General features: G+C 40.2%; 17 protein-coding genes. 13 read left to right on the forward strand and 4 right to left on the reverse strand.

The features are described 5' to 3' along the window. Positions 1-26: 26 nt before the first annotated feature. The 3 genes from AWH49_RS04710 to AWH49_RS19880 form a co-directional block, all read right to left on the reverse strand. Complete coding sequence (locus tag AWH49_RS04710) at positions 27-962, reverse strand: tyrosine-type recombinase/integrase (RefSeq protein WP_063964825.1); 936 nt, start codon at positions 960-962, stop codon at positions 27-29. A 285-nt stretch (positions 963-1,247) separates the two neighbouring features. Beyond that, the gene (locus tag AWH49_RS19875; RefSeq protein ID WP_157723662.1) at positions 1,248-1,394 is read right to left on the reverse strand and encodes a hypothetical protein; all 147 of its coding nucleotides are present in this window, start codon (positions 1,392-1,394) and stop codon (positions 1,248-1,250) included. Between the two features lie 685 nt (positions 1,395-2,079). Further along, positions 2,080-2,229, reverse strand: a complete 150-nt coding sequence (locus AWH49_RS19880; protein ID WP_157723663.1) for a hypothetical protein — start codon at positions 2,227-2,229, stop codon at positions 2,080-2,082. 981 nt (positions 2,230-3,210) lie between these two features. Between AWH49_RS19880 and AWH49_RS04715 the strand changes: the two genes are divergently transcribed. The 4 genes from AWH49_RS04715 to AWH49_RS04730 all read left to right on the forward strand — a co-directional run bounded on the left by AWH49_RS04715 (position 3,211) and on the right by AWH49_RS04730 (position 5,566). Further along, a complete protein-coding gene (locus AWH49_RS04715) occupies positions 3,211-3,534 on the forward strand; it encodes a 2Fe-2S iron-sulfur cluster-binding protein (RefSeq protein ID WP_018395739.1) in 324 nt (107 codons plus the stop codon). Positions 3,535-3,907: 373 nt separating this feature from the next. Continuing rightward, positions 3,908-4,537, forward strand: coding sequence for an RsfA family transcriptional regulator (locus AWH49_RS04720; RefSeq protein WP_063964826.1), 630 nt, complete (start codon positions 3,908-3,910; stop codon positions 4,535-4,537). Between the two features lie 393 nt (positions 4,538-4,930). Next, on the forward strand, positions 4,931-5,275 hold the full coding sequence (locus AWH49_RS04725; RefSeq protein ID WP_018395741.1) for a hypothetical protein: 345 nt from the start codon (positions 4,931-4,933) through the stop codon (positions 5,273-5,275). A gap of 30 nt (positions 5,276-5,305) precedes the next feature. After that, complete coding sequence (locus AWH49_RS04730; protein WP_063964827.1) at positions 5,306-5,566, forward strand: hypothetical protein; 261 nt, start codon at positions 5,306-5,308, stop codon at positions 5,564-5,566. A gap of 189 nt (positions 5,567-5,755) precedes the next feature. Here the strand turns inward: AWH49_RS04730 and AWH49_RS04735 are convergent, their stop codons facing one another. Beyond that, entirely contained in the window at positions 5,756-6,106 is a 351-nt protein-coding gene (locus tag AWH49_RS04735) for a hypothetical protein (protein ID WP_063964828.1), read from the reverse strand. 478 nt (positions 6,107-6,584) lie between these two features. Here AWH49_RS04735 and AWH49_RS04740 point away from each other — a divergent pair, with 478 nt between their 5' ends. From AWH49_RS04740 to AWH49_RS04780, 9 genes are all read left to right on the forward strand, one after another. After that, the gene (locus AWH49_RS04740; RefSeq protein WP_018395743.1) at positions 6,585-6,779 is read left to right on the forward strand and encodes a hypothetical protein; all 195 of its coding nucleotides are present in this window, start codon (positions 6,585-6,587) and stop codon (positions 6,777-6,779) included. A gap of 783 nt (positions 6,780-7,562) precedes the next feature. Then, positions 7,563-8,576, forward strand: coding sequence for a thiamine pyrophosphate-dependent dehydrogenase E1 component subunit alpha (locus AWH49_RS04745; RefSeq protein WP_063964829.1), 1,014 nt, complete (start codon positions 7,563-7,565; stop codon positions 8,574-8,576). A 12-nt stretch (positions 8,577-8,588) separates the two neighbouring features. After that, positions 8,589-9,572: an alpha-ketoacid dehydrogenase subunit beta gene (locus AWH49_RS04750; RefSeq protein WP_063964830.1), complete on the forward strand. Its 984-nt coding sequence runs from the start codon at positions 8,589-8,591 to the stop codon at positions 9,570-9,572. 19 nt (positions 9,573-9,591) lie between these two features. Beyond that, a complete protein-coding gene (locus tag AWH49_RS04755) occupies positions 9,592-10,863 on the forward strand; it encodes a dihydrolipoamide acetyltransferase family protein (RefSeq protein WP_094777142.1) in 1,272 nt (423 codons plus the stop codon). A gap of 249 nt (positions 10,864-11,112) precedes the next feature. After that, the gene (locus AWH49_RS04760; protein WP_063964831.1) at positions 11,113-12,255 is read left to right on the forward strand and encodes an acyl-CoA dehydrogenase; all 1,143 of its coding nucleotides are present in this window, start codon (positions 11,113-11,115) and stop codon (positions 12,253-12,255) included. A gap of 29 nt (positions 12,256-12,284) precedes the next feature. Next, entirely contained in the window at positions 12,285-15,557 is a 3,273-nt protein-coding gene (gene icmF / locus AWH49_RS04765; RefSeq protein WP_063964832.1) for a fused isobutyryl-CoA mutase/GTPase IcmF, read from the forward strand. A 522-nt stretch (positions 15,558-16,079) separates the two neighbouring features. After that, the gene (locus tag AWH49_RS04770; RefSeq protein ID WP_063964833.1) at positions 16,080-17,906 is read left to right on the forward strand and encodes an assimilatory sulfite reductase (NADPH) flavoprotein subunit; all 1,827 of its coding nucleotides are present in this window, start codon (positions 16,080-16,082) and stop codon (positions 17,904-17,906) included. 26 nt (positions 17,907-17,932) lie between these two features. Continuing rightward, on the forward strand, positions 17,933-19,654 hold the full coding sequence (cysI, locus tag AWH49_RS04775) for an assimilatory sulfite reductase (NADPH) hemoprotein subunit (protein WP_425305693.1): 1,722 nt from the start codon (positions 17,933-17,935) through the stop codon (positions 19,652-19,654). Positions 19,655-19,882: 228 nt separating this feature from the next. Then, positions 19,883-20,302 carry a universal stress protein gene (locus AWH49_RS04780; protein ID WP_244886774.1) on the forward strand — a complete coding sequence of 140 codons (420 nt, stop codon included), beginning with the start codon at positions 19,883-19,885 and terminating at the stop codon, positions 20,300-20,302. Positions 20,303-20,344 lie beyond the last annotated feature (42 nt).

The raw sequence follows: 20,344 nt of genomic DNA on the forward strand, positions 1-20,344 counted from the left end.
TCCCGAAAATAATTTCGGGAGTTTTCTTAATGAGCCATGTAAATACGTGTTACCTCATCTCGTTCATGCCCAAGAAGCCGTGAGACCTCCAGCCGTGCATCCCGGTCTCTCAGTCCTCTTTCTTTCGCTTCTGCATACCGATCCTGCGCATAGGCATGCCGTAACCCATGAAAGGTTATATTCTCCTTGATCGGATCTCCAGCTGCATATTGTTCAGTCCTGCTTTCATCCTGGAACTTCTCCCGGTGACGATTAATAAAGTTCTGGCACGATTTAATCACCAAATGCGTTTTTTCTCCTTCAGCCACAAATAGTTTCTGTCCACGCTCCACATCTTCAATCCACCGGCTCAATAATTGCTTTGATTCGCTTGAAATTGGCACAAGGCGGACTTTACCACCCTTTCCCTTAGTTGTTATCTCGCCAGTCTTAATTGCCTTCTCAGCAGCATTACGGTCGATTTTAAGAGTTTCGTGGATTCGTAGTCCTTCATTCCGAGCTAGCGTCGTGATCGCTGCCATCCGTTTATTCCCCATTTGCCCGCAAACCTCTTGGAATCTATCAACTTCCTGGTGGCTCCACGCCTTGTTTATTCCGCCATTCTTGACTTTCTCGGTCCCGAAAATTTTGTTTCTATCTGAAAGACGATTCCTTGTCCGTTCTGTTTTGTCATGAAAAAAACGAATTGCCGATAAGTCCGTATTAATCGTTTTCGCAGCCAATCCTTGATTCTGCAAGTGTTTCACATATGCTTTTAAGTGCTTATCACCTATGTTTGCAAATTTCTGTAAAGAAAATTCTTTTGATAAAAACCGGCAAAATCGATCGGTCGCTTCAAAATAGCGTGTCTTTGTTTTAAAAGCACCCTGCCGGTTATGCCGTGCTGTTTTTGATATCTGATTTCGCAAGTTTAGATATACATTTTGCTGCCGATCATCCAGTTCAATTCCTTTTCTGGCCATGTATTCATTCCTCCTAAAAAGTGCATAGCAAAGCTGCGGTATCGCCTCATCCGATACCGCATTTCTGCCTGTTTTCCCCGTACTGACGGGGAAAATCAAAACCAAAACCCTATAACAACGCCTTTTCATGGTGCAAAGTAGATGGCTTAGCTAGCCGTCTCCGTATAGTCGAAAAAAACGCAAAGCGTTTCGGCAATACGGAGACGGCTCACGTTCTGCCCCGCATTCTGCGTGTTTAGTTCTTATCCGGGCATTACCAGTTTCGCTGGCGAAATGCTTTGCATTTCATGCCCACGCCCCAACCTGCTTCGCAGGTGATCCAGCTAAATAAGCTGAATCCGATGCGTTAGTGTTGCACTCTTCCCGTCCGCGCTGCGCGCAGCACGCGTCCGGACAGCCGTGCCAGCTGTTTCCTGTATCAAAGGATTTCACATGACCCTACGCCCCGCGTCTGGTTCACTAAAACTGCTTTCATACGTATCCATTGACTGACCTTATCAACTGCTGAAAACACAAAAAAGACATGAACCCTTACGGGCCTGCCTTTTCGCACATTTTGATCCTGCTTCATCTTAAAAATTTTCGCAAAAGTTCTCCATTCATTTCGCCATGTTGATGTTCATTTCATTCTCTTTTTTTGATATTCAACCTCTCCTCTTTTTAATTTTAGACACAAAAAATAGCCTATTCACTTTGTGGAATACGCTTTTCGTTTTGATCTTGCTGCTTATGTAATTTTTCGACGTCCCAAAAAATCGAGACTTATCCCTCTGCTCTGATATCGTCTCTCGTAAGGCTCCGTGCCAGTTCAGAATATCTCCGACCCACATTTTAAACTCTCATAAGGCTATATTGCTTTGTTTCACCAGTTCAGAGGGTATTCAACATTAGTGTCCATCTTTTGCTCGTTATCTCTTAAAAAAGGGAAGGTTGGCACGCTACGGACTTTCAAGGATAATTTAAAATACTAGGTACAGTGTACCATAAATTGTACCAAATGGATAATGCTTTATAATTTATTCATTGTTTTAGATACGATCTAAGACCAGCGTTGCAAGGGTTACAGCGTTTAACTATCACATTTTTGATTCCAACTATCACATCTTCCAAATGATACTTAAATCTTCGTTATATCCTCATTTTTTGCTTTTTCTGCGAGAAACATTTCGTCATGGTCGATGTCAGATTCCAGTTGTTCCTTGCCTTGCTTTTGCTGCACAAACCATTCCGGTAGTTGTTCTGTCCGAATAGATTTTTTACACGTCATAAAAACAGGATACTCTTAACACTTTCTGTTCTTTGTTCGAATGCAAGCAAAACCAGTACCCTTTGTTGGCCAGCATCGACTAATCGACTAAGATGCATTTTCATTATATAGAGAATGTTCTTAGCAAAACGTGTAGCAAAACTCAGTAAATTTCCTGCTGGTTTAATAAAAGAATGAAAACTACATCTCAAGTTTTTCAGAAGCTGTATATGAGTTGACAAGTTCCGTTAGACAATTTTTTTCAATCCCCCATGCTTTAACCTGTGCAAAGATATCTTCTAAATTCATTTATAATGTCTTCAAAATAGGTAATCTCCCAATCTTTCTAAAAAAATTTGAATAATAATAGGTTTAGAATTGGTATTATCATGAGTACTAATATTGATGACCAAGTCAAAATTAGTAAAGACATTAAGATCAACGTTGAAATTTAATTTCATATGAATATTGTTGCTTACTCTCTAATATCATATATTAGTATTTTTTTTAAATAAGAAAATGATTTAGTAAAACAGTCTTATTTCTTCCTTAATTAGAATTAGTCATATCTATTTTCACCTAAAAGCTATTCAACGAGATTGTTAGTTAAAGTCTTGGGAACAATATATGATTTTAAACACAATTTAATCCTTTTTTAAAGGGATTGGGGGGCAATAAAGACGATGGATAATAATAAAATTGATAATGAAACTAGCGACAATCATGATATTCATGTAAATAGTAGTCTTAATGACATTCTTGACTCAGTTACGAATAAACCAAAGGCCATAAAAAAGGAAAAATTAGTGCTTATATAGATGAAGATGTTGCTCAGAAATTAGATGAGTTTGGAAAAACACACGGAAAAGGGGCTAAGTCGGAGCTGATCAACAAATTTTTAAAGAGCATTTTAAAATGACTATCCATTTTTTGTTTAAAAAAAGAACAAAAGGCTATACCTGTTAATAATATTTATCGAATATAACGAATGGAGACAATTAAATGCCCTACTTAACAGTCAATGGATATGGAACGTTTGAAATTGAAAAAGGAAAAAAGCTCGTATTAGCACTAGAAGACAGCGGCGTTAACATTCTTCACAGATGTGGAGGTAAAGCGAGATGTACAACCTGTCGAGTAGAAATATTAGAAGGGGACTATTGTGAACCAACTAATACAGAAAGCCATGCATTTTTAGAAAAAGGGATTATTGACGATAACTTGCGTTTATCCTGTCAAATCCGTGTGGACGGAGATATAAACGTTCGCCCCATTATGACAGTGGAAAATTCCAGTATAGGCGTAGGACCAAGACCAATAAATTAATACTGCTCCCTGTCGATGCTCCTATAGCTATAGTAGTTGTACTGTCCTATAGTAGTTGTACTGTCCTATCGAAGCTGATCCATCTATTTATCAAAGCAAAATGCACCTTTAATAGAATTTCTAAGCAACAAATCTGTATTATCGTGTGCTTTAAGAAATTGATAAAAAACGCCTGAAATTAGGTCCTAAGCCACAAGTTTGAAGGCGTGGTTCATCAAAATGAATAAAGAGGAACAGAGTAGAATAGAATGAAGCATAATAGAGTAGACTTCTTTCAATCTTTAAGCTTCGTGTTTACTGATCGTATAAAATAAACTGTCTATGGCCATCTTTACTATAAAAAATAATTTTTTATAAAAAGGAGCGATGATGAGTGAAACAGCGTCAAGATGCTTGGTCTAAAGAAGATGATCTATTGCTTGCTGAAACTGTATTACGGCATGTTCGTGAAGGAAGCACACAGCTAAATGCGTTTGAAGAAGTTGGGGACCAACTAAACAGAACTTCTGCAGCTTGCGGTTTTCGATGGAATGCGGTCGTGCGGCAGCAATACGAGAAGGCGCTGGACTTAGCTAAAAAACAACGAAAACAACGCAATCGTCTGCTTAAGACTGAACAAAAGAAAGAAAAGGAAGAGTTATATAAGATACCAGAGCTGACTGAAACAGTAACTGCACAATCTATTCGACTTCATCAAGATCAAACACCGCTCACAATCGACGAAGTGATTAGTTTTTTACGTAGTATGGACGCAACGTATGATATAAAAAAAGAGAATGACAAGCTGCGCAGTGAGTTAGAAGCAGTAAAAAATGAAAAGATTGTTTTGGAAAAGAAGCTATGTCATCTTGAAAAATCGGCCTTAACCATGCAAGAAGACTATGAAACAATGATGAAAATTATGAATCGCGCACGCAAACTCGTTGTATTAGATGAAGATGATTCATCACGTGCAACTTTTAAAATGGAGAGTAATGGAAATCTAGAAAAAATAGCTGAATAAAAGCGCTTAACAAGTGTTCATAGTAAACTCTTTTTTTCTTTCCCTGCCCTTTTTAACAACTTTTTGAAAGAAGACCCCCCATCCACAAGGAATATGAAGGGCATAGCTCGATGAGTAGGGTGGGGATGAATTTTGAGTAGGCGTTAGCCTAAATTTGTAGTACAATATATATGTATAGATTGCTCTTTGAAAACCGATTTTTTAATGTGAAATCAGGTGATTTCAATAAATGAAAGCGTTTCCAAATATAGAGATTATTGATCATTGCTCCAAGAAGTTTCAATGGAAAATAGGAGATTATTCATAGTGATGGATAAGTCCTTGTTTTAACTAGTACAGCCAAATAAAGAATTGACAGGTGACATAGAGTAAATGTAGGAAGGAGCCAGTAACATGTTGAAAAATGGAGATTGGATTATTACTCAGATCGATAATTATCACGTGATTGGTTTTATTGAGAATATTTCTGTAGCACGCAATGAAGTGTTTATCACAAAAGTAGCGAATTATGTTGATGGTGTGACGCAATCGATAAAACCAACACCGAGACTATTTACCGTAGATCGTGTTGAAAAATTCAATTTAACACTTGAAAAAGAAGATTGGGATTGTTTGATTGACCTGGCCATTCAGACCGGTGACGAGAAATGGTTCGATCAACTAGCTGAGAGAATGTTGCTCGATGTACAAGAAAAAATAAAAACACCGTCAACTCCCTCTAAACCTAATAGCTTTTGAAGTAAGAGCTTGTAAATGGTTTGCTAGTACATGATTCGTCATGCTCGGTTAGAAAAAATAATTACAAAAAATCCGCTTTTATCAATTTTTAAGATAAAAGCGGATTTTTTATTTCTATTCTCATGCAATTTTATATGGAATACGGATCAGCTGGCCATATCATTTATCATTATGCTCGATGACTTTCTGGAAGAGCATGGTCTGTCAGTCGATATTTATGAAACTTATCAAGTGGTGGAAAAACAATGGATTGATATTTTCCAAAATTCATCTGCTTACTATAGTGAATAGTACAAAGAGGTAGAAGAACACTACTCAGATACTAAGTGGAAAGAGAATGTTCGTGAATGGGCATCCACTAATCTATTTAATCAATCAGAAGCATCTTATATTTTGTAAGGTATGTGCAAGTCATAGAAAACAAAAACAGTCTGATCGTCGAAAATTAACGGATCAGATTGTTTTTTTAAGGGAACTTGCTCAATCGTTTTTTCCCACATTAATACTTCGTTGATTATCTGCCGTCAAGGGTTTCATATCAGGACCCAACCCGACATCGGAAATCACGCTCTTTCGTGTTCTCTCTTTGCTTGCCTCATCAGCATAAGCGTGCATCGAGCTTACATAAGTGGATGGGCCAAGTAAGCCAAGCAGCGTATCACGCTCTTTCATCCATTCTCGGAGAAGATGGGCAATCTCACTCTCCTTCACCTCACCGGCAAGTATCATCCGCTGGGCGTTTGCCAGTACTTTCTCATACGTCTGAATCGCGCCGTAAATAAATTTGTCGGACTTTCCTTCCAATTTTAAATACTTCTTGTCCTTTTTCATCTGTGAGCACCTCTTTTTTGTAGAGTGGAAAAGAAATAAATCGCCCCGTAAGCTGAAGGCTTTTATCTTTTGGTATAATACTGCCGTTTATTTATAAGTCAGCACGGGTTTAAAAGTGCCTTAGTTAGATTATGGCCATAAATCAAGCAAATCTTACAATTTAAACAGATATATGTCGGAATTTGATGATCGATAATTCTTTATTTGTAAGCGCTTTCCGTTTATAATAATAGTGGGTTGGATGGCACGTGTGGCCGTCACGGTATCGAGCGTAGGCGGGGCTCATACTATGTTATTAGGTAGACCAGTGATGTTCTGATTTCTATTTCAGTAGTAAGATTTGTTTGTTCAGCTACTGGCGGAAAGAGTTCGTCCATCTTCACATATTCTATCGAGCGATTAGAACATGTGAAGATGGATGAGCGCTCCATAGACACTTAATAAGCATATAAAATATTTTTAAAAAGGAGCAAACAAAATGAATATTAAAGATGGTTTAATATGTTCTACTTGTAGAAAGCGGATTTTAGAAAAAGATTTGGTCGCTTGGACTGAGAAAAACGATGTTGTGCACCTCATATGTGATACCATCCAAATAAGAGAAGGTGTAAAATTTATGGGGCGAGCAGAAAAGCTAAAAGAACAAATCGCCTTACATGAGAATATCGCATAATCATAAAAACTCCCTTGAGGAGCTTTTTTTATTTACTAAAAAAGAACAATTATGGTCTTTCTTTGACCCTTTCCCAGTGCCCAATTATGTAAAATAAGCAAAAAAGCGATATAGCGGTTATCAATGTTCTTGTCACGGAATAAATTAATGACAAAGAGTTAATAAGAGAACAAATCGAATGATTAAAAGTACGCTGCCGAGCGCTTTCAATGATCAAGTACGGATGGAAACGAAATAGAATTTCAAAAAAAGAAAACTAACTTTGAAAAAAATGTCTATTCTAGAAAGCTTCAAATGACCATGAACTTTTTGAAATAAAAAGATATTCCAATACTAACTGAATGGATAAAATTTTCGTAGCTCCTGGATACAGCTGCAAAGAGGGCGACATTCCGTATGGGCGAGCAATCCATAAAAATGAAAGCGTTTCCATAAAAGATTGTTATTGTTGTTAGCGGAATTGAGTGTGTTTTATTTTTAAGTAATTTAAGAGACAACGTACAGATAGGGAGGTTGCTGATTGGACTTCACCGTTTAAGGCGGAGAAATTTCTATTTAAGCAATTGGAAAAGTATTCATCTAAGGGGAAAACTTGTCGTCGATAAATAGACAAATGATGTACTAGTTATTCATATAATCACAGAAGGCGCACTTCATGGAGAGTGACTAAAATGATTCATTCACAATCTTCCTTATCAGAAATGTTCGGGGAAGATGGACTTTCGTTGAAAAAGTCGTTATTCATTCATAAATCCTCACATTAAAAACGCGGGAGGTCTTAGTATGGGAGACTCACGTACTAGTCAAGTCGAAAACAAGCATAAAAAACTTGGGCTGTCAGATGAGCAAGTTCTAAGCATGTATCAAGATATGCTTTTGGTACGAAAAATTGATGAACGGACGTGGATTTTAAATCGAGCTGGAAAGATTCCTTTTGTACTTTCTTGTCAAGGACAGGAAGCAGCACAAATTGGAGCAGCCTATGCCCTCGATAAAAACAAAGACTACTTATGCCCCTATTACCGTGACGCGGGCGTTGTCATTGTCTTTGGAATGACGGCAAAGGATTTAATGCTTAGTTCGTTTGCTAGAGCAGAAGATCCAAATAGCGGCGGCCGTCAAATGCCAGGGCATTTTGGTGGAAAAAAATACCGGATTTTATCGGGGTCAAGTCCAGTAACGACCCAAGTTCCACATGCAGTCGGTCTGGCTCTGGCAGGAAGGTTAGAAGGAAAAGACCTTGTAACTTTCGTTTCTTTTGGAGAAGGATCAAGCAATCAAGGGGACTTTCATGAAGGGGCCAATTTTGCCGGTGTCCACAAGCTTCCTGTTATCTTTTTCTGCGAAAACAATAAATATGCGATTTCAGTGCCTTACTCAAAACAAGTCGCATGTAACAGCATCGCTGATCGAGCTTTAGGTTATGGTTTCCCCGGCATCAGTGTAGATGGAAGTGACGTTCTTGAAGTATACAAAGTGACAAAAGAGGCAGCCGATAGAGCAAGAAGAGGTGAAGGAGCTACGTTGATTGAGGCTCGTTGCTTTCGCTATATGCCGCACTCCTCAGATGACGATGACCGGACATACCGACCAGAAGGAGAAGTGGCTGAAGAGAAGAAGCAAGATCCCATTCACCAATTCAATCATTACTTAAAAGAGGTTGGCGTGTTAAACGAAGAAAAAGAAAAAGAGATTCTCGAATGGGTAACCAAAGAAATCGATGAAGCGACTGAATATGCTGAAAACGCACCGTCTCCAGCACCAGAAGATACATTAAAGCACATATATGCAGAATAGGAGGCATAACCAATGACAATCATTACTTATATTGAGGCCATCAATCAGGCCATGCGTGAAGAGATGGCACGTGACCAAAAAGTCTTTGTACTGGGAGAAGATGTTGGATTAAAAGGAGGCGTCTTTAAGGCAACACAGGGTCTGTATGAAGAGTTTGGAGAAGCACGAGTCATGGACACACCCCTTGCCGAATCAGCGATTGCCGGTGTAGCAATAGGCGCAGCAGCATATGGATTGAGGCCGATCGCTGAAATGCAGTTTGCCGATTTTATTATGCCGGCCGTCAATCAAATTGTCAGTGAAGCCGCCAAAATGAGATACCGTTCGAACGGAGACTGGAACTGTCCGCTCGTGATTCGTGCTCCCTATGGTGGAGGCGTTCACGGGGGGCTTTATCATTCCCAATGCGTTGAAGCGATGTTTTGTAATATTCCAGGTTTAAAAGTCGTCACACCGTCAACACCCTATGATGCAAAAGGATTATTGATATCAGCTATTCGTGATGAAGATCCTGTCTTGTTTTTTGAACATAAACGTTGTTACCGGTTCATTAAAGGAGAAGTACCAGACATAGAATACACTGTTCCAATCGGAAAGGCGGATGTGAAAAGAGAGGGCGAGGACATTACAGTCATTACGTACGGACTCACGTTGCACTTTGCTCTACAAGCCGCCGATAAATTGGAGAAAGACGGGTACAGTGCCCATATTTTAGATTTGCGAACTCTTTATCCACTGGATAAAGAATCGATTGTGCAAGCGGCCCGCAAAACGGGCAAAGTTTTAATCGTTCATGAAGATAACAAAGAAGGCGGTGTTGGAGGAGAAGTAGCGGGTATTATTGCGGAAGAGTGTTTATATGAGCTTGATGCACCTGTGAAGCGACTTTGCGGTCCTGATGTCCCGGCTACTCCTTATAACGGAGTAATGGAAAAATTCTTCATGCTAAATCCGGATAAAGTATACAAGGCAATGGCAGAATTAGCCGCATTTTAAATAGATTGAGGTGGGGATCATAGTGGAGAAGTTAATCATGCCCCAGCTTGGGGAAAGTGTAACGGAAGGCACTGTGTCCAAATGGTTAGTTAGTATAGGAGATACTATTAAAAAATATGAACCGGTTTGTGAAGTGACGACTGACAAAGTGACGGCAGAAGTGCCCTCCTCTTTTAACGGAACCATTTTGGAAATTGTAGCAGAAGAGGGTGAGACCATTCCAGTAGGGGGATTAATTTGTTACATTCTTTCTGAAGATGCAGGCAGTACACTTAAGGCACCTGCACCTGACTCCGTCCAACAAACTGAACATTCAAGTCATTTGGCTATTCCTATGGATGACAAACAACGCTATTCACCTGCCGTTTTGAGGCTGGCACAAGAACATAATGTAGACCTTTCTACTATCAATGGAACGGGAAATGGCGGACGTATTACTAGAAAAGACATCTTGCACGCAGTGACAATCAAACAGCAAACAGTGGCTCCAGCTGTTCCAGAACCCTCCAATATTCCTTTCTCAAAACCAATAGTTAATGAAAAGAAGAAACGAACAGGAGAAACACATATAGAAAAAGAACTCCAACAGTATAAAGAAGACCAAAGGGTTCCAATTACGGCCATTCGAAAAGCGATTGCTAGACGTATGGTAACAAGTAAACATGAAGCCCCGCATGCATGGTTCACGATCGAATGTGATGTGACAAATCTTGTCCGCTATCGTAATCAGGTAAAAGATGAATTTAAGCAAAAAGAAAACATGAACCTTACCTACTTACCTTTTTTTATTAAGTCAGTAGTCGAATCGTTAAAAGAATTCCCCATTCTCAATTCACAATGGACCGATGAAGAAATTATCATCAAAAAAGCGATCAATATCTCAATCGCTGTTGCAACAGATCGTGCGCTATTTGTCCCAGTTATCAAAGATGCCGATCACAAAAGCATTTTTGGTCTCGGAAAAGAAGTCGATAAAATGGCGAAGAAAACGCGAGATGGGAAGTTAACAGTGGAAGATATGTCTGGCGGTACGTTTACTGTTAACAATACAGGCTCTTTCGGCTCCGTGCTATCTAACCCGATTATAAACCATCCACAAGCAGCTATTTTAAGCATTGAAGCGATTGTAAAACGTCCAGTTGTTATCAATGATATGATCGCCATCCGGGATATGATGAACATTTGTCTATCCTTTGATCATCGGATTATAGATGGATTGGTTAGTGGGCGTTTTCTTCGAGCGGTTAAAAACAAAATTGAAGCTTACGGTTCTGAAACAACTATTTATTAACTACCCCATGTCTTTTATTTACTCTTATTCCATAATCATTATAAAAATAATTTTTTGATACTCTTAAAAAAGGATAAAAACTAACTTTTTTTTATCCTTTCTCTCTCTCTTAGATTAAAAACTATTCATGTTTTGTAGGGTCTACGTCTACATAAAAATTTAAAGGTGAAATTGAGGTTTTTGAAAAAAGGAAACGTAAAGAATGGCCATTCATGTATATTTGACAAAATAAAAAGGTGGGGAAATACAATGAATTTTCAAGTATCAGAAGAGCACGAAATGATCCGAAAGATGGTACGGGATTTTGCAAAAAAGGAGGTAGCACCAACAGCGGATGAACGGGATGAAGAAGAGCGCTTTGATATGGAGATTTTTCGTCAGATGGCGGAGCTTGGTTTAACGGGTATTCCTTGGCCTGAAGAGTATGGAGGTATTGGCAGTGATTATATCTCTTACTGCATAGCAGTGGAAGAATTGTCCCGTGTGTGCGCCTCAACAGGGGTAACACTCTCCGCACATACTTCATTAGCAGGATGGCCTGTTTTCAAATTTGGAACAGAGGAACAAAAACAAAAATATTTAAAACCGATGGCACAAGGAGAAAAAATCGGTGCCTACGGATTAACTGAACCTGGTTCAGGTTCAGATGCAGGTGGTATGAAAACAACCGCCCGATTAGAGGGTGACGATTATATCTTAAATGGATCCAAAATCTTTATTACAAATGGCGGTATTGCGGATACGTATATTGTTTTTGCTTTGACAGATCCTTCCTCTGGAAAATATGGTATAACCTCTTTTATCGTCGAAAAAGATTTTCCTGGCTTTTCTGTCGGAAAAAAAGAAAGGAAACTGGGTATTCGCTCCTCCCCAACGACAGAGATTATATTTGAAGATTGCCGTGTCCCTAAAGAAAATATTTTAGGCAAAGAAGGAGAAGGATTCAAAATAGCTATGATGACACTTGATGGTGGACGAAACGGCATTGCGGCTCAAGCTGTCGGAATTGCCCAAGGCGCAATGGATACCGCCATTTGGTATGCAAAAGAACGTAAGCAATTTGGCAAGTCTATTGCTGTAAATCAAGGTATTTCTTTTAAGCTGGCTGATATGGCAATAGCAATTGAAGCTTCCCGCCTTTTAACCTATCAAGCTGCGTGGCTGGAATCTAATGGTTTGCCGTATGGAAAAGCGTCTGCTATGTCAAAGCTGTTGGCTGGTGATACAGCGATGAAAGTAACAACAGAAGCGGTTCAAATATTGGGCGGTTACGGTTATACAAAAGATTATCCAGTAGAGCGCTATATGCGTGATGCAAAGATCACACAAATTTATGAAGGTACACAAGAAATCCAACGATTGGTGATTGCAGGGTATCTTATAAAGGACTAATAAAAGGATGAAGTGAGGCGAGATAGCGTTTGAAAACACAAATTTTAAGACCAAAGCATCATGTTCGCTTTATAACAGCGGCAGCCCTATTTGACGGCCATGATGCGGCCATTAATATTATGCGGCGTATTCTCCAAGCTTCAGGCGTAGAAGTGATTCATTTAGGTCATAACCGCTCCGTGGACGAAGTCGTGAATGCGGCCATTCAGGAAGATGTACAAGGGATTGCTATAAGTACCTATCAGGGTGGACACATAGAATATTTGAAATATATGTATGATTTACTTCGAGAAAAAGGAGCCGGTCACATCAAAATTTTTGCAGGTGGTGGTGGTGTCATCGTTCCAGCTGAGATCAAGGAATTGATGGAATATGGCATTGCTAAAATCTTTTCACCGGATGATGGTCGGGAACTTGGAATGCAAGGCATGATTAACCATATGATTCGGGAAACCGATTATCCAACGCCGAAACATATGGATCAAGGGATGACTCAGTTACAAGAAAAACATTGGGGTTCAATCGCAAAATTAATTACGATTGCTGAAGAAAATCAAGTGATGAATAAGACAAAGAGTTCCAATTCTTTAAAAGAAAGGCTGGAAAAAGTTTCAAATGTACCACCCGTCTTAGGGATAACAGGAACTGGAGGGGCAGGAAAAAGCTCATTAACCGATGAATTGGTGAGACGTTATCTTAGGCAATTCCCAAATCGCTCCATTGCGATTATCTGCGTGGATCCTTCTAAAATGAAAACAGGAGGGGCATTACTTGGAGACCGTATTCGAATGAATGCGATTAACAATCCACGTGTTTATATGCGAAGTCTAGCAACTCGGGGATCTAATACAGAATTAAGTCTTGCCACAAAGGAAGCCATCGATGTAGTCAAAGTAGCTGGCTATGATTTTGTCATTATTGAAACAAGTGGAATCGGACAAGGGGCTTCTGGCATTGTTGATCTATGTGATATATCCATGTATGTAATGACAAGCGAATTTGGTGCCACCACCCAGCTTGAAAAAATCGATATGATTGATTTCGCTGATCTAATTGTCATCAACAAATTTGAACGCCGTGGATCTGAAGATGCGCTGCGTGATGTTCGTAAACAATTTCAGAGAAGCCGTCAGTTATTTGAACTTCCGGATGTGGATTTGCCGGTATTCGGAACCATTGCCAGCCAGTTTAATGACCTAGGAACCAACATACTCTTTGCTAATTTAATGAAGGTGGTCGAGGAGAAAACAAATAGCAGTTGGCCAACAGACTATGACACTGAATTTAAAAAAGTGACAAAGCAAAACCTTGTTATCCCACCTGACAGAACAGCTTATTTAAGTGAAATTGTCCAAACGGTTTATCAATATCAGAAATTTTTAGAAGAACAAGTGGATTTGATCCGAAAACGATTTCAATTGCGAGGGACAAAAGCACTTATAGAGAAGGACAATGGACAAATAATTTCTCAGGAAGAAGCTCAAGCTTTTGTGGACAAGTTAGATGACATGATTGCTGATTATGAAGAGAAAATTCATCCAGAATGCAAAAAAATGGTGGATGAATGGTCAAAAATCCGTGAGATCTACCAACAAAATCAACTCGTTACGAATGTTCGTGGGAAAGAAATTATCACGGAATTATATACAGAATCACTAGCTGGAAATAAAATTCCACGCGTCAGTGTTCCGAAGTTTGAAGATCCTGGGGAAATTCTCCGCTGGCTGATGAAAGAAAATCTTCCTGGATCTTTTCCATATACAGCCGGTGTGTTTCCATTTAAGCGCACTAATGAAGACCCAAAACGTCAGTTTGCCGGAGAAGGAACACCTGATCGAACTAATCGGCGCTTTCATTATCTCTGCGAAAATGATGAGGCAAAACGATTATCTACCGCTTTTGACAGTGTTACGTTATATGGTCAAGATCCGGATTATCGACCTGATATTTATGGGAAGATTGGAAATAGTGGCGTAAATATATGTACAGTGGATGATATGAAAAAGCTCTATAAAGGATTTGATCTGTGCCATCCATCCACTAGTGTATCTATGACTATAAATGGACCAGCGCCTATTATACTGGCCATGTTTATGAACGCAGCTATTGATCAGCAGGTTGAGAAGTTTGCAGAGAAAAATAGAAGACGGCCAAATGAAAAAGAATTTGAGCAGATTAAAGAATGGACGCTGCAAACAGTGCGCGGCACCGTGCAAGCCGATATTCTAAAAGAAGACCAAGGCCAGAATACTTGCATCTTTTCTACCGAGTTTGCACTTAAAATGATGGGCGATATTCAGCAATATTTCATTGATCATAAAATACGCAACTACTATTCTGTCAGTATTAGTGGATATCACATCGCCGAAGCAGGAGCAAACCCGATTTCTCAATTGGCTTTTACTCTCGCAAATGGCTTCACGTTTGTGGAATATTACTTGAGTCGCGGAATGAATATTGATGATTTTGCACCGAATCTTTCCTTCTTTTTCAGTAACGGGTTAGATCCTGAATACACAGTCATGGGGCGTGTCGCACGTCGAATTTGGTCCACTGTTATTAAAAATAAGTATGGTGGGAATGAACGAAGCCAAAAGCTTAAATACCATATCCAAACATCAGGCCGCTCCCTTCATGCACAAGAAATGGACTTCAATGATATCCGTACGACACTGCAAGCATTGATTGCGATTAATGATAACTGTAACTCTTTGCATACGAACGCCTATGATGAAGCCATCACAACACCGACAGAAAATTCCGTACGCCGGGCCATGGCCATTCAAATGATCATCAATAAAGAATTCGGAATCGTGAAGAATGAAAACCCGCTGCAAGGGGCTTTTATTATTGATGAGCTGACCGATCTTGTCGAAAAAGCGGTATTAGCTGAATTCACGCGTATCCATGATCGGGGGGGCGTACTCGGTGCGATGGAAACACAATATCAACGTGGAAAAATCCAAGAAGAATCGCTTTATTATGAACATAAAAAACACTCTGGAGAATTGCCGATTATCGGAGTCAATACTTTCATCAATCCAAATGCGGATGATAACGCATATAAAATTGAATTAGCACGTTCAACAGAAGAAGAAAAACAAACCCAGATCCGCCATCTGAATGATTTCTGGTCTCGACATAAAGAGGAAGCACCAAAAGCACTGAATCGACTAAAGCAAGTAGCTCTAAAACATGGCAATATTTTTGAAGAACTAATGGAATGTGTAAAAGTAGCATCCCTTGGTCAAATTACAGCAGCTCTATATGAAGTTGGTGGACAATATCGGCGGAATATGTAACTTGAAACTCAGTCTTAAGATATTAAACAAGAATTAAATGAAAGTAGCTTCATATTAAATAGGGGGTCCCTAGTCAGTGATCACTGACTAGGGACCCCCTATTTAATATGAAATTCTTCTTTTGATTAATTGAACAACCTGGTTGACATCTTGAATGGAAGACACTTAAATAGTAAATAGAACGTACCTATTCGTTCATTAAGAAAATCAACAGTAATTTTAACAGATGCAAACAAATAAAAGATTCTAATTTAATTTGAAACCGTGAAAAGTTTCATTAAGGCTTTTATAAATTTCATCCACCCCTGATCTCTCGTAAGAATTCATAAAAATGAACAAAATCATAAGTATTTACTAATGGTTTGTATAAATAAAACCAACTTGACTTATGGGAATAATATAGCTACGATAAATCTAATCATTTTTGCACTGAGAAGTGAATGGCGAGAATTGTTGAAGCCAGTCAATTATAAATAAAATGACGTACAATAAATTTATATTCTTTTGTGAGGTGGATATCGATTGCAACTTCAGGTAATAAATAGTCCTTTTAATCAGGAGCAGGCAGAGCTCCTTAACCGCATTCTGCCGACCTTGACAGAATCACAAAAAGTCTGGCTGAGCGGTTATCTAGCCGCATCCCAGTCTGCTTCCATTCCAGGAACACCAGAAGCGCCGGTGGCAGAACTTCCTGCGGAGAACACCAGACAGACAATCTCAAAAGAAGTGACCATTCTTTACGGATCACAGACGGGCAACGCGCAGGGGCTTGCGAATAATGCGGGCAAGACGCTTGAAGGGCGTGGCTTTCAAGTAACTATCTCGTCCATGAGCGATTTTAAACCTAATAATTTGAAGAAAGTCCAAAACTTGCTTATTGTCGTAAGCACACATGGAGAAGGCGATCCTCCAGATAACGCGCTGTCATTCCATGAGTTTCTTCATGGCAGACGGGCACCGAAACTGGACGATCTCCGCTTTTCCGTTTTGTCGCTTGGTGACAGTTCATATGAATTTTTCTGCGAAACAGGAAAACAATTCGATAAGCGTCTTGAAGAGCTTGGCGGCGATCGCATTGCATCGCGTGTCGACTGTGACCTTGACTTCGATGAACCTGCAGCGGAATGGATTGAAAGTGTCCTAAATGGTTTAAGTGAAGCACAGGTAGAAGGAAGCGCTGCTGCTCCAGCAGCAGCAGGAACAGCAGCAGCTGGCGAAACGATTTATTCGAGAACAAATCCGTTTTATGCAGAAGTACTCGAAAACTTGAATTTGAACGGCCGCGGCTCAAATAAAGAAACGCGCCATCTTGAAATTTCGCTTGAAGGCTCCGGTCTTACTTATCAGCCTGGCGATGCGCTTGGCATTTACCCGCAAAACGATCCGGAACTTGTCAACGAGCTTATTCAAGCATTGAATTCGAATCCGGATGAAACCGTAACGATTAATAAACAAGGTGATATTCGTTCATTGCGGGAGGCATTTACATCGCATTATGAAATTACCGTTTTAACAAAACCGCTTTTGGAAAAAATTGCTCAACTGACTGATATCGATGAATTACATGAATTAATCAGTTCTGGCAATGAAGATAAACTGAAAGATTATATTGAAGGACGCGATTTGCTTGATGTTGTCAAAGACTTCGGTCCGTTTGGCATATCTTCGCAGGAGTTTTCGGATCTTTTACGCAAGATGCCGGCACGTCTTTACTCGATTGCAAGCAGCTTAACGTCGAATCCAGATGAAGTCCATGTGACAATCGGCGCGGTCCGCTATACTACACATGGACGCGATCGAAATGGCGTCTGCTCCGTTTTATGTGCAGATCGTCTTGAGCTAGGAGACACATTGCCGGTTTACATTCAGCATAACCAAAACTTCAAACTGCCGGAAAATCCGGACACGCCGATTATTATGGTTGGACCGGGAACAGGTATTGCGCCGTTCCGTTCCTTTATGCAAGAGCGTGAAGAAATCGGTACAGAAGGAAAGTCATGGTTATTCTTTGGCGATCAGCACTTTGTGACCGATTTCTTATATCAAACAGAATGGCAAAAATGGTTGAAAGACGGCGTGCTGACCAAAATGGATGTGGCATTCTCACGTGATACAGATGAAAAAGTGTACGTTCAGCACCGTATGCTTGAACACAGCAAAGAATTGTTCGAGTGGCTTGAACAAGGCGCGTCACTCTACGTCTGTGGCGATGAGAAAAACATGGCACATGACGTTCAAAACACGTTGATCGATATTATTGAAAAAGAAGGCAATATGAGTCGTGAAAAAGCGGAAGCGTATGTTGCCGATATGCAGCAGCAAAAACGTTACCAGCGTGATGTGTACTGATTTTGGATTGAAAGGAGATAATCAATATGGTGAAGAACACACTATTAAAAGCGCCGGAAGGCCCTCCAAGTGATGTTGAGGACATTAAAGAAAAAAGCAACTATTTGCGCGGCACACTGAAAGAAGTGATGCTGGATCAGATCAGCGCCGGAATTCCAGATGATGACAATCGTCTGATGAAACATCACGGCAGCTATTTGCAAGATGACCGGGACCTCCGCAACGAGCGTCAAAAGCAAAAATTGGAACCCGCGTATCAGTTCATGCTGCGTGTCCGTATGCCAGGCGGTGTGGCACAGCCTGCTCAATGGCTTGTCATGGACGATCTTGCCCAAAAATACGGCAACGGCACCTTAAAATTGACAACACGTCAGACGTTTCAAATGCATGGTATTTTAAAATGGAATATGAAAAAAACCATTCAGGAAATCCATGCATCTATGCTGGATACGATTGCGGCGTGCGGCGATGTGAACCGTAACGTTATGTGTATCTCGAATCCATATGAATCAGAGATCCATTCTGAAGTGTATGAATGGTCAAAAAAATTGAGTGATTATCTATTACCTCGGACAAGAGCGTATCATGAAATTTGGCTGGATGAAGAAAAAGTAGTAGGCACACCGGAAGTAGAAGAAGTGGAACCAATGTACGGACCGCTTTACTTGCCGCGTAAGTTTAAGATTGGTATCGCCGTTCCGCCATCGAATGACATTGATGTCTTTTCACAGGATCTTGGCTTCATTGCGGTTGTAGAAGATAGCAAGCTTGTCGGTTTTAATGTAGCGATCGGCGGCGGCATGGGCATGTCACACGGTGATACAGCAACATATCCGCAGCTCTCCAAAGTAATCGGCTTTTGTACGCCGGACCAAATTCTTGATGTGGCGGAAAAAGTCATTACGATTCAGCGCGATTACGGAAATCGTTCCGTCCGCAAAAATGCCCGGTTCAAGTACACCGTTGACCGCCTCGGGCTGGAAACGGTAAAGGCTGAACTGGAAAACCGTCTTGGCTGGAGCTTGGATGAAGCGAAACCGTATCATTTCGACAATAACGGCGACCGTTATGGCTGGGTAAAAGGTATTCAAGGTAAATGGCATTTTACGCTGTTTGTCGAAGGTGGCCGTGTTGCGGATGTTGATGATTACAAGTTGATGACCGGTTTACGCGAAATCGCTAAGATCCATACTGGTGATATTCGTCTGACGGCCAATCAAAATCTGATCATTGCCAACGTATCAAGTCAGAAAAAGAAAAAAATTAGCGAACTGATCGAACAATACGGCTTGACGGATGGCAAGCATTACTCAGCACTACGACGCAGTTCAATCGCATGTGTTGCTCTTCCAACATGTGGATTAGCGATGGCAGAAGCAGAACGCTATTTGCCGGTTTTACTTGATAAGATCGATGCCATTGTCGATGAAAACGGCCTGCGGGACAAAGAAATTACCATTCGTATGACTGGATGTCCGAACGGATGTGCTCGTCATGCGCTCGGAGAAATCGGTTTTATCGGCAAAGCACCTGGCAAATACAATATGTATCTCGGTGCAGCCTTTGACGGCAGCCGCTTAAGCAAAATGCACCGTGAAAACATCGGTGAAGAAGAAATTTTGAACGAACTGCGTGAGATTCTTCCACGCTATGCGAAAGAACGGCAGGAAGGCGAACACTTCGGTGACTTTGTCATTCGCGCCGGCATCATCAAAGCAACGACAGACGGCACGAATTTTCATGCTTAAATTAAAGAAAGCCTAATAATTTGCTACCATCTTTAAACTATTAAACTTTATAACTTGAAAAAGTGTATAGTATAAATGAATGTTAAAGAACTATTGCAGTTGAATTAGAAGAGACAGGGACCGCTCAAGGTACCCTGCTTTTTTATAGTCAAAATATTGACTTAAATCCATTCGTACGTTTAGAATGAGCATGAGTACATAATTCATTAAAAGGGGATGCTAACAATTATGTCGAAGATTGTTGTTGCTTACGATGGATCTGAATTAGGTAAAAAAGCATTGGCAAGAGCTATAAATCTAGCAAAACAAGATGAAAAAATTGTATTAAATGTGATCACAGTTGTGGACAGACCTGTAGCGCCCGTTTATTACGGTGCAGCTGATGCAACGCATGAAGCTAATCTCGAAGCGGCGAAGGAAATGATGATTGAAGTAGAACAAGAATTGAAAGCGGTTCCAAACGAGACAAAAACATTTATTATAGAAGGAAACCCTGCTCCAGTGATTGTAGATTTTGTACAACAATCTGGTGCTGATCTTATCGTAATGGGCAGCCGGGGACTAAGTGGATTAAAAGAGATGTTCTTAGGCAGTGTTAGCCATCATGTAGTGCAAAAAGTCACGTGCCAAGTATTTATTGTTAAATAAATTTTAAAAAACGGATTTGTTCTTCTTGTAATCAGAAAGTAA

This window comes from Domibacillus aminovorans, assembly GCF_001643235.1.
Taxonomy (GTDB): Bacteria; Bacillota; Bacilli; order Bacillales; family Domibacillaceae; genus Domibacillus; species Domibacillus aminovorans.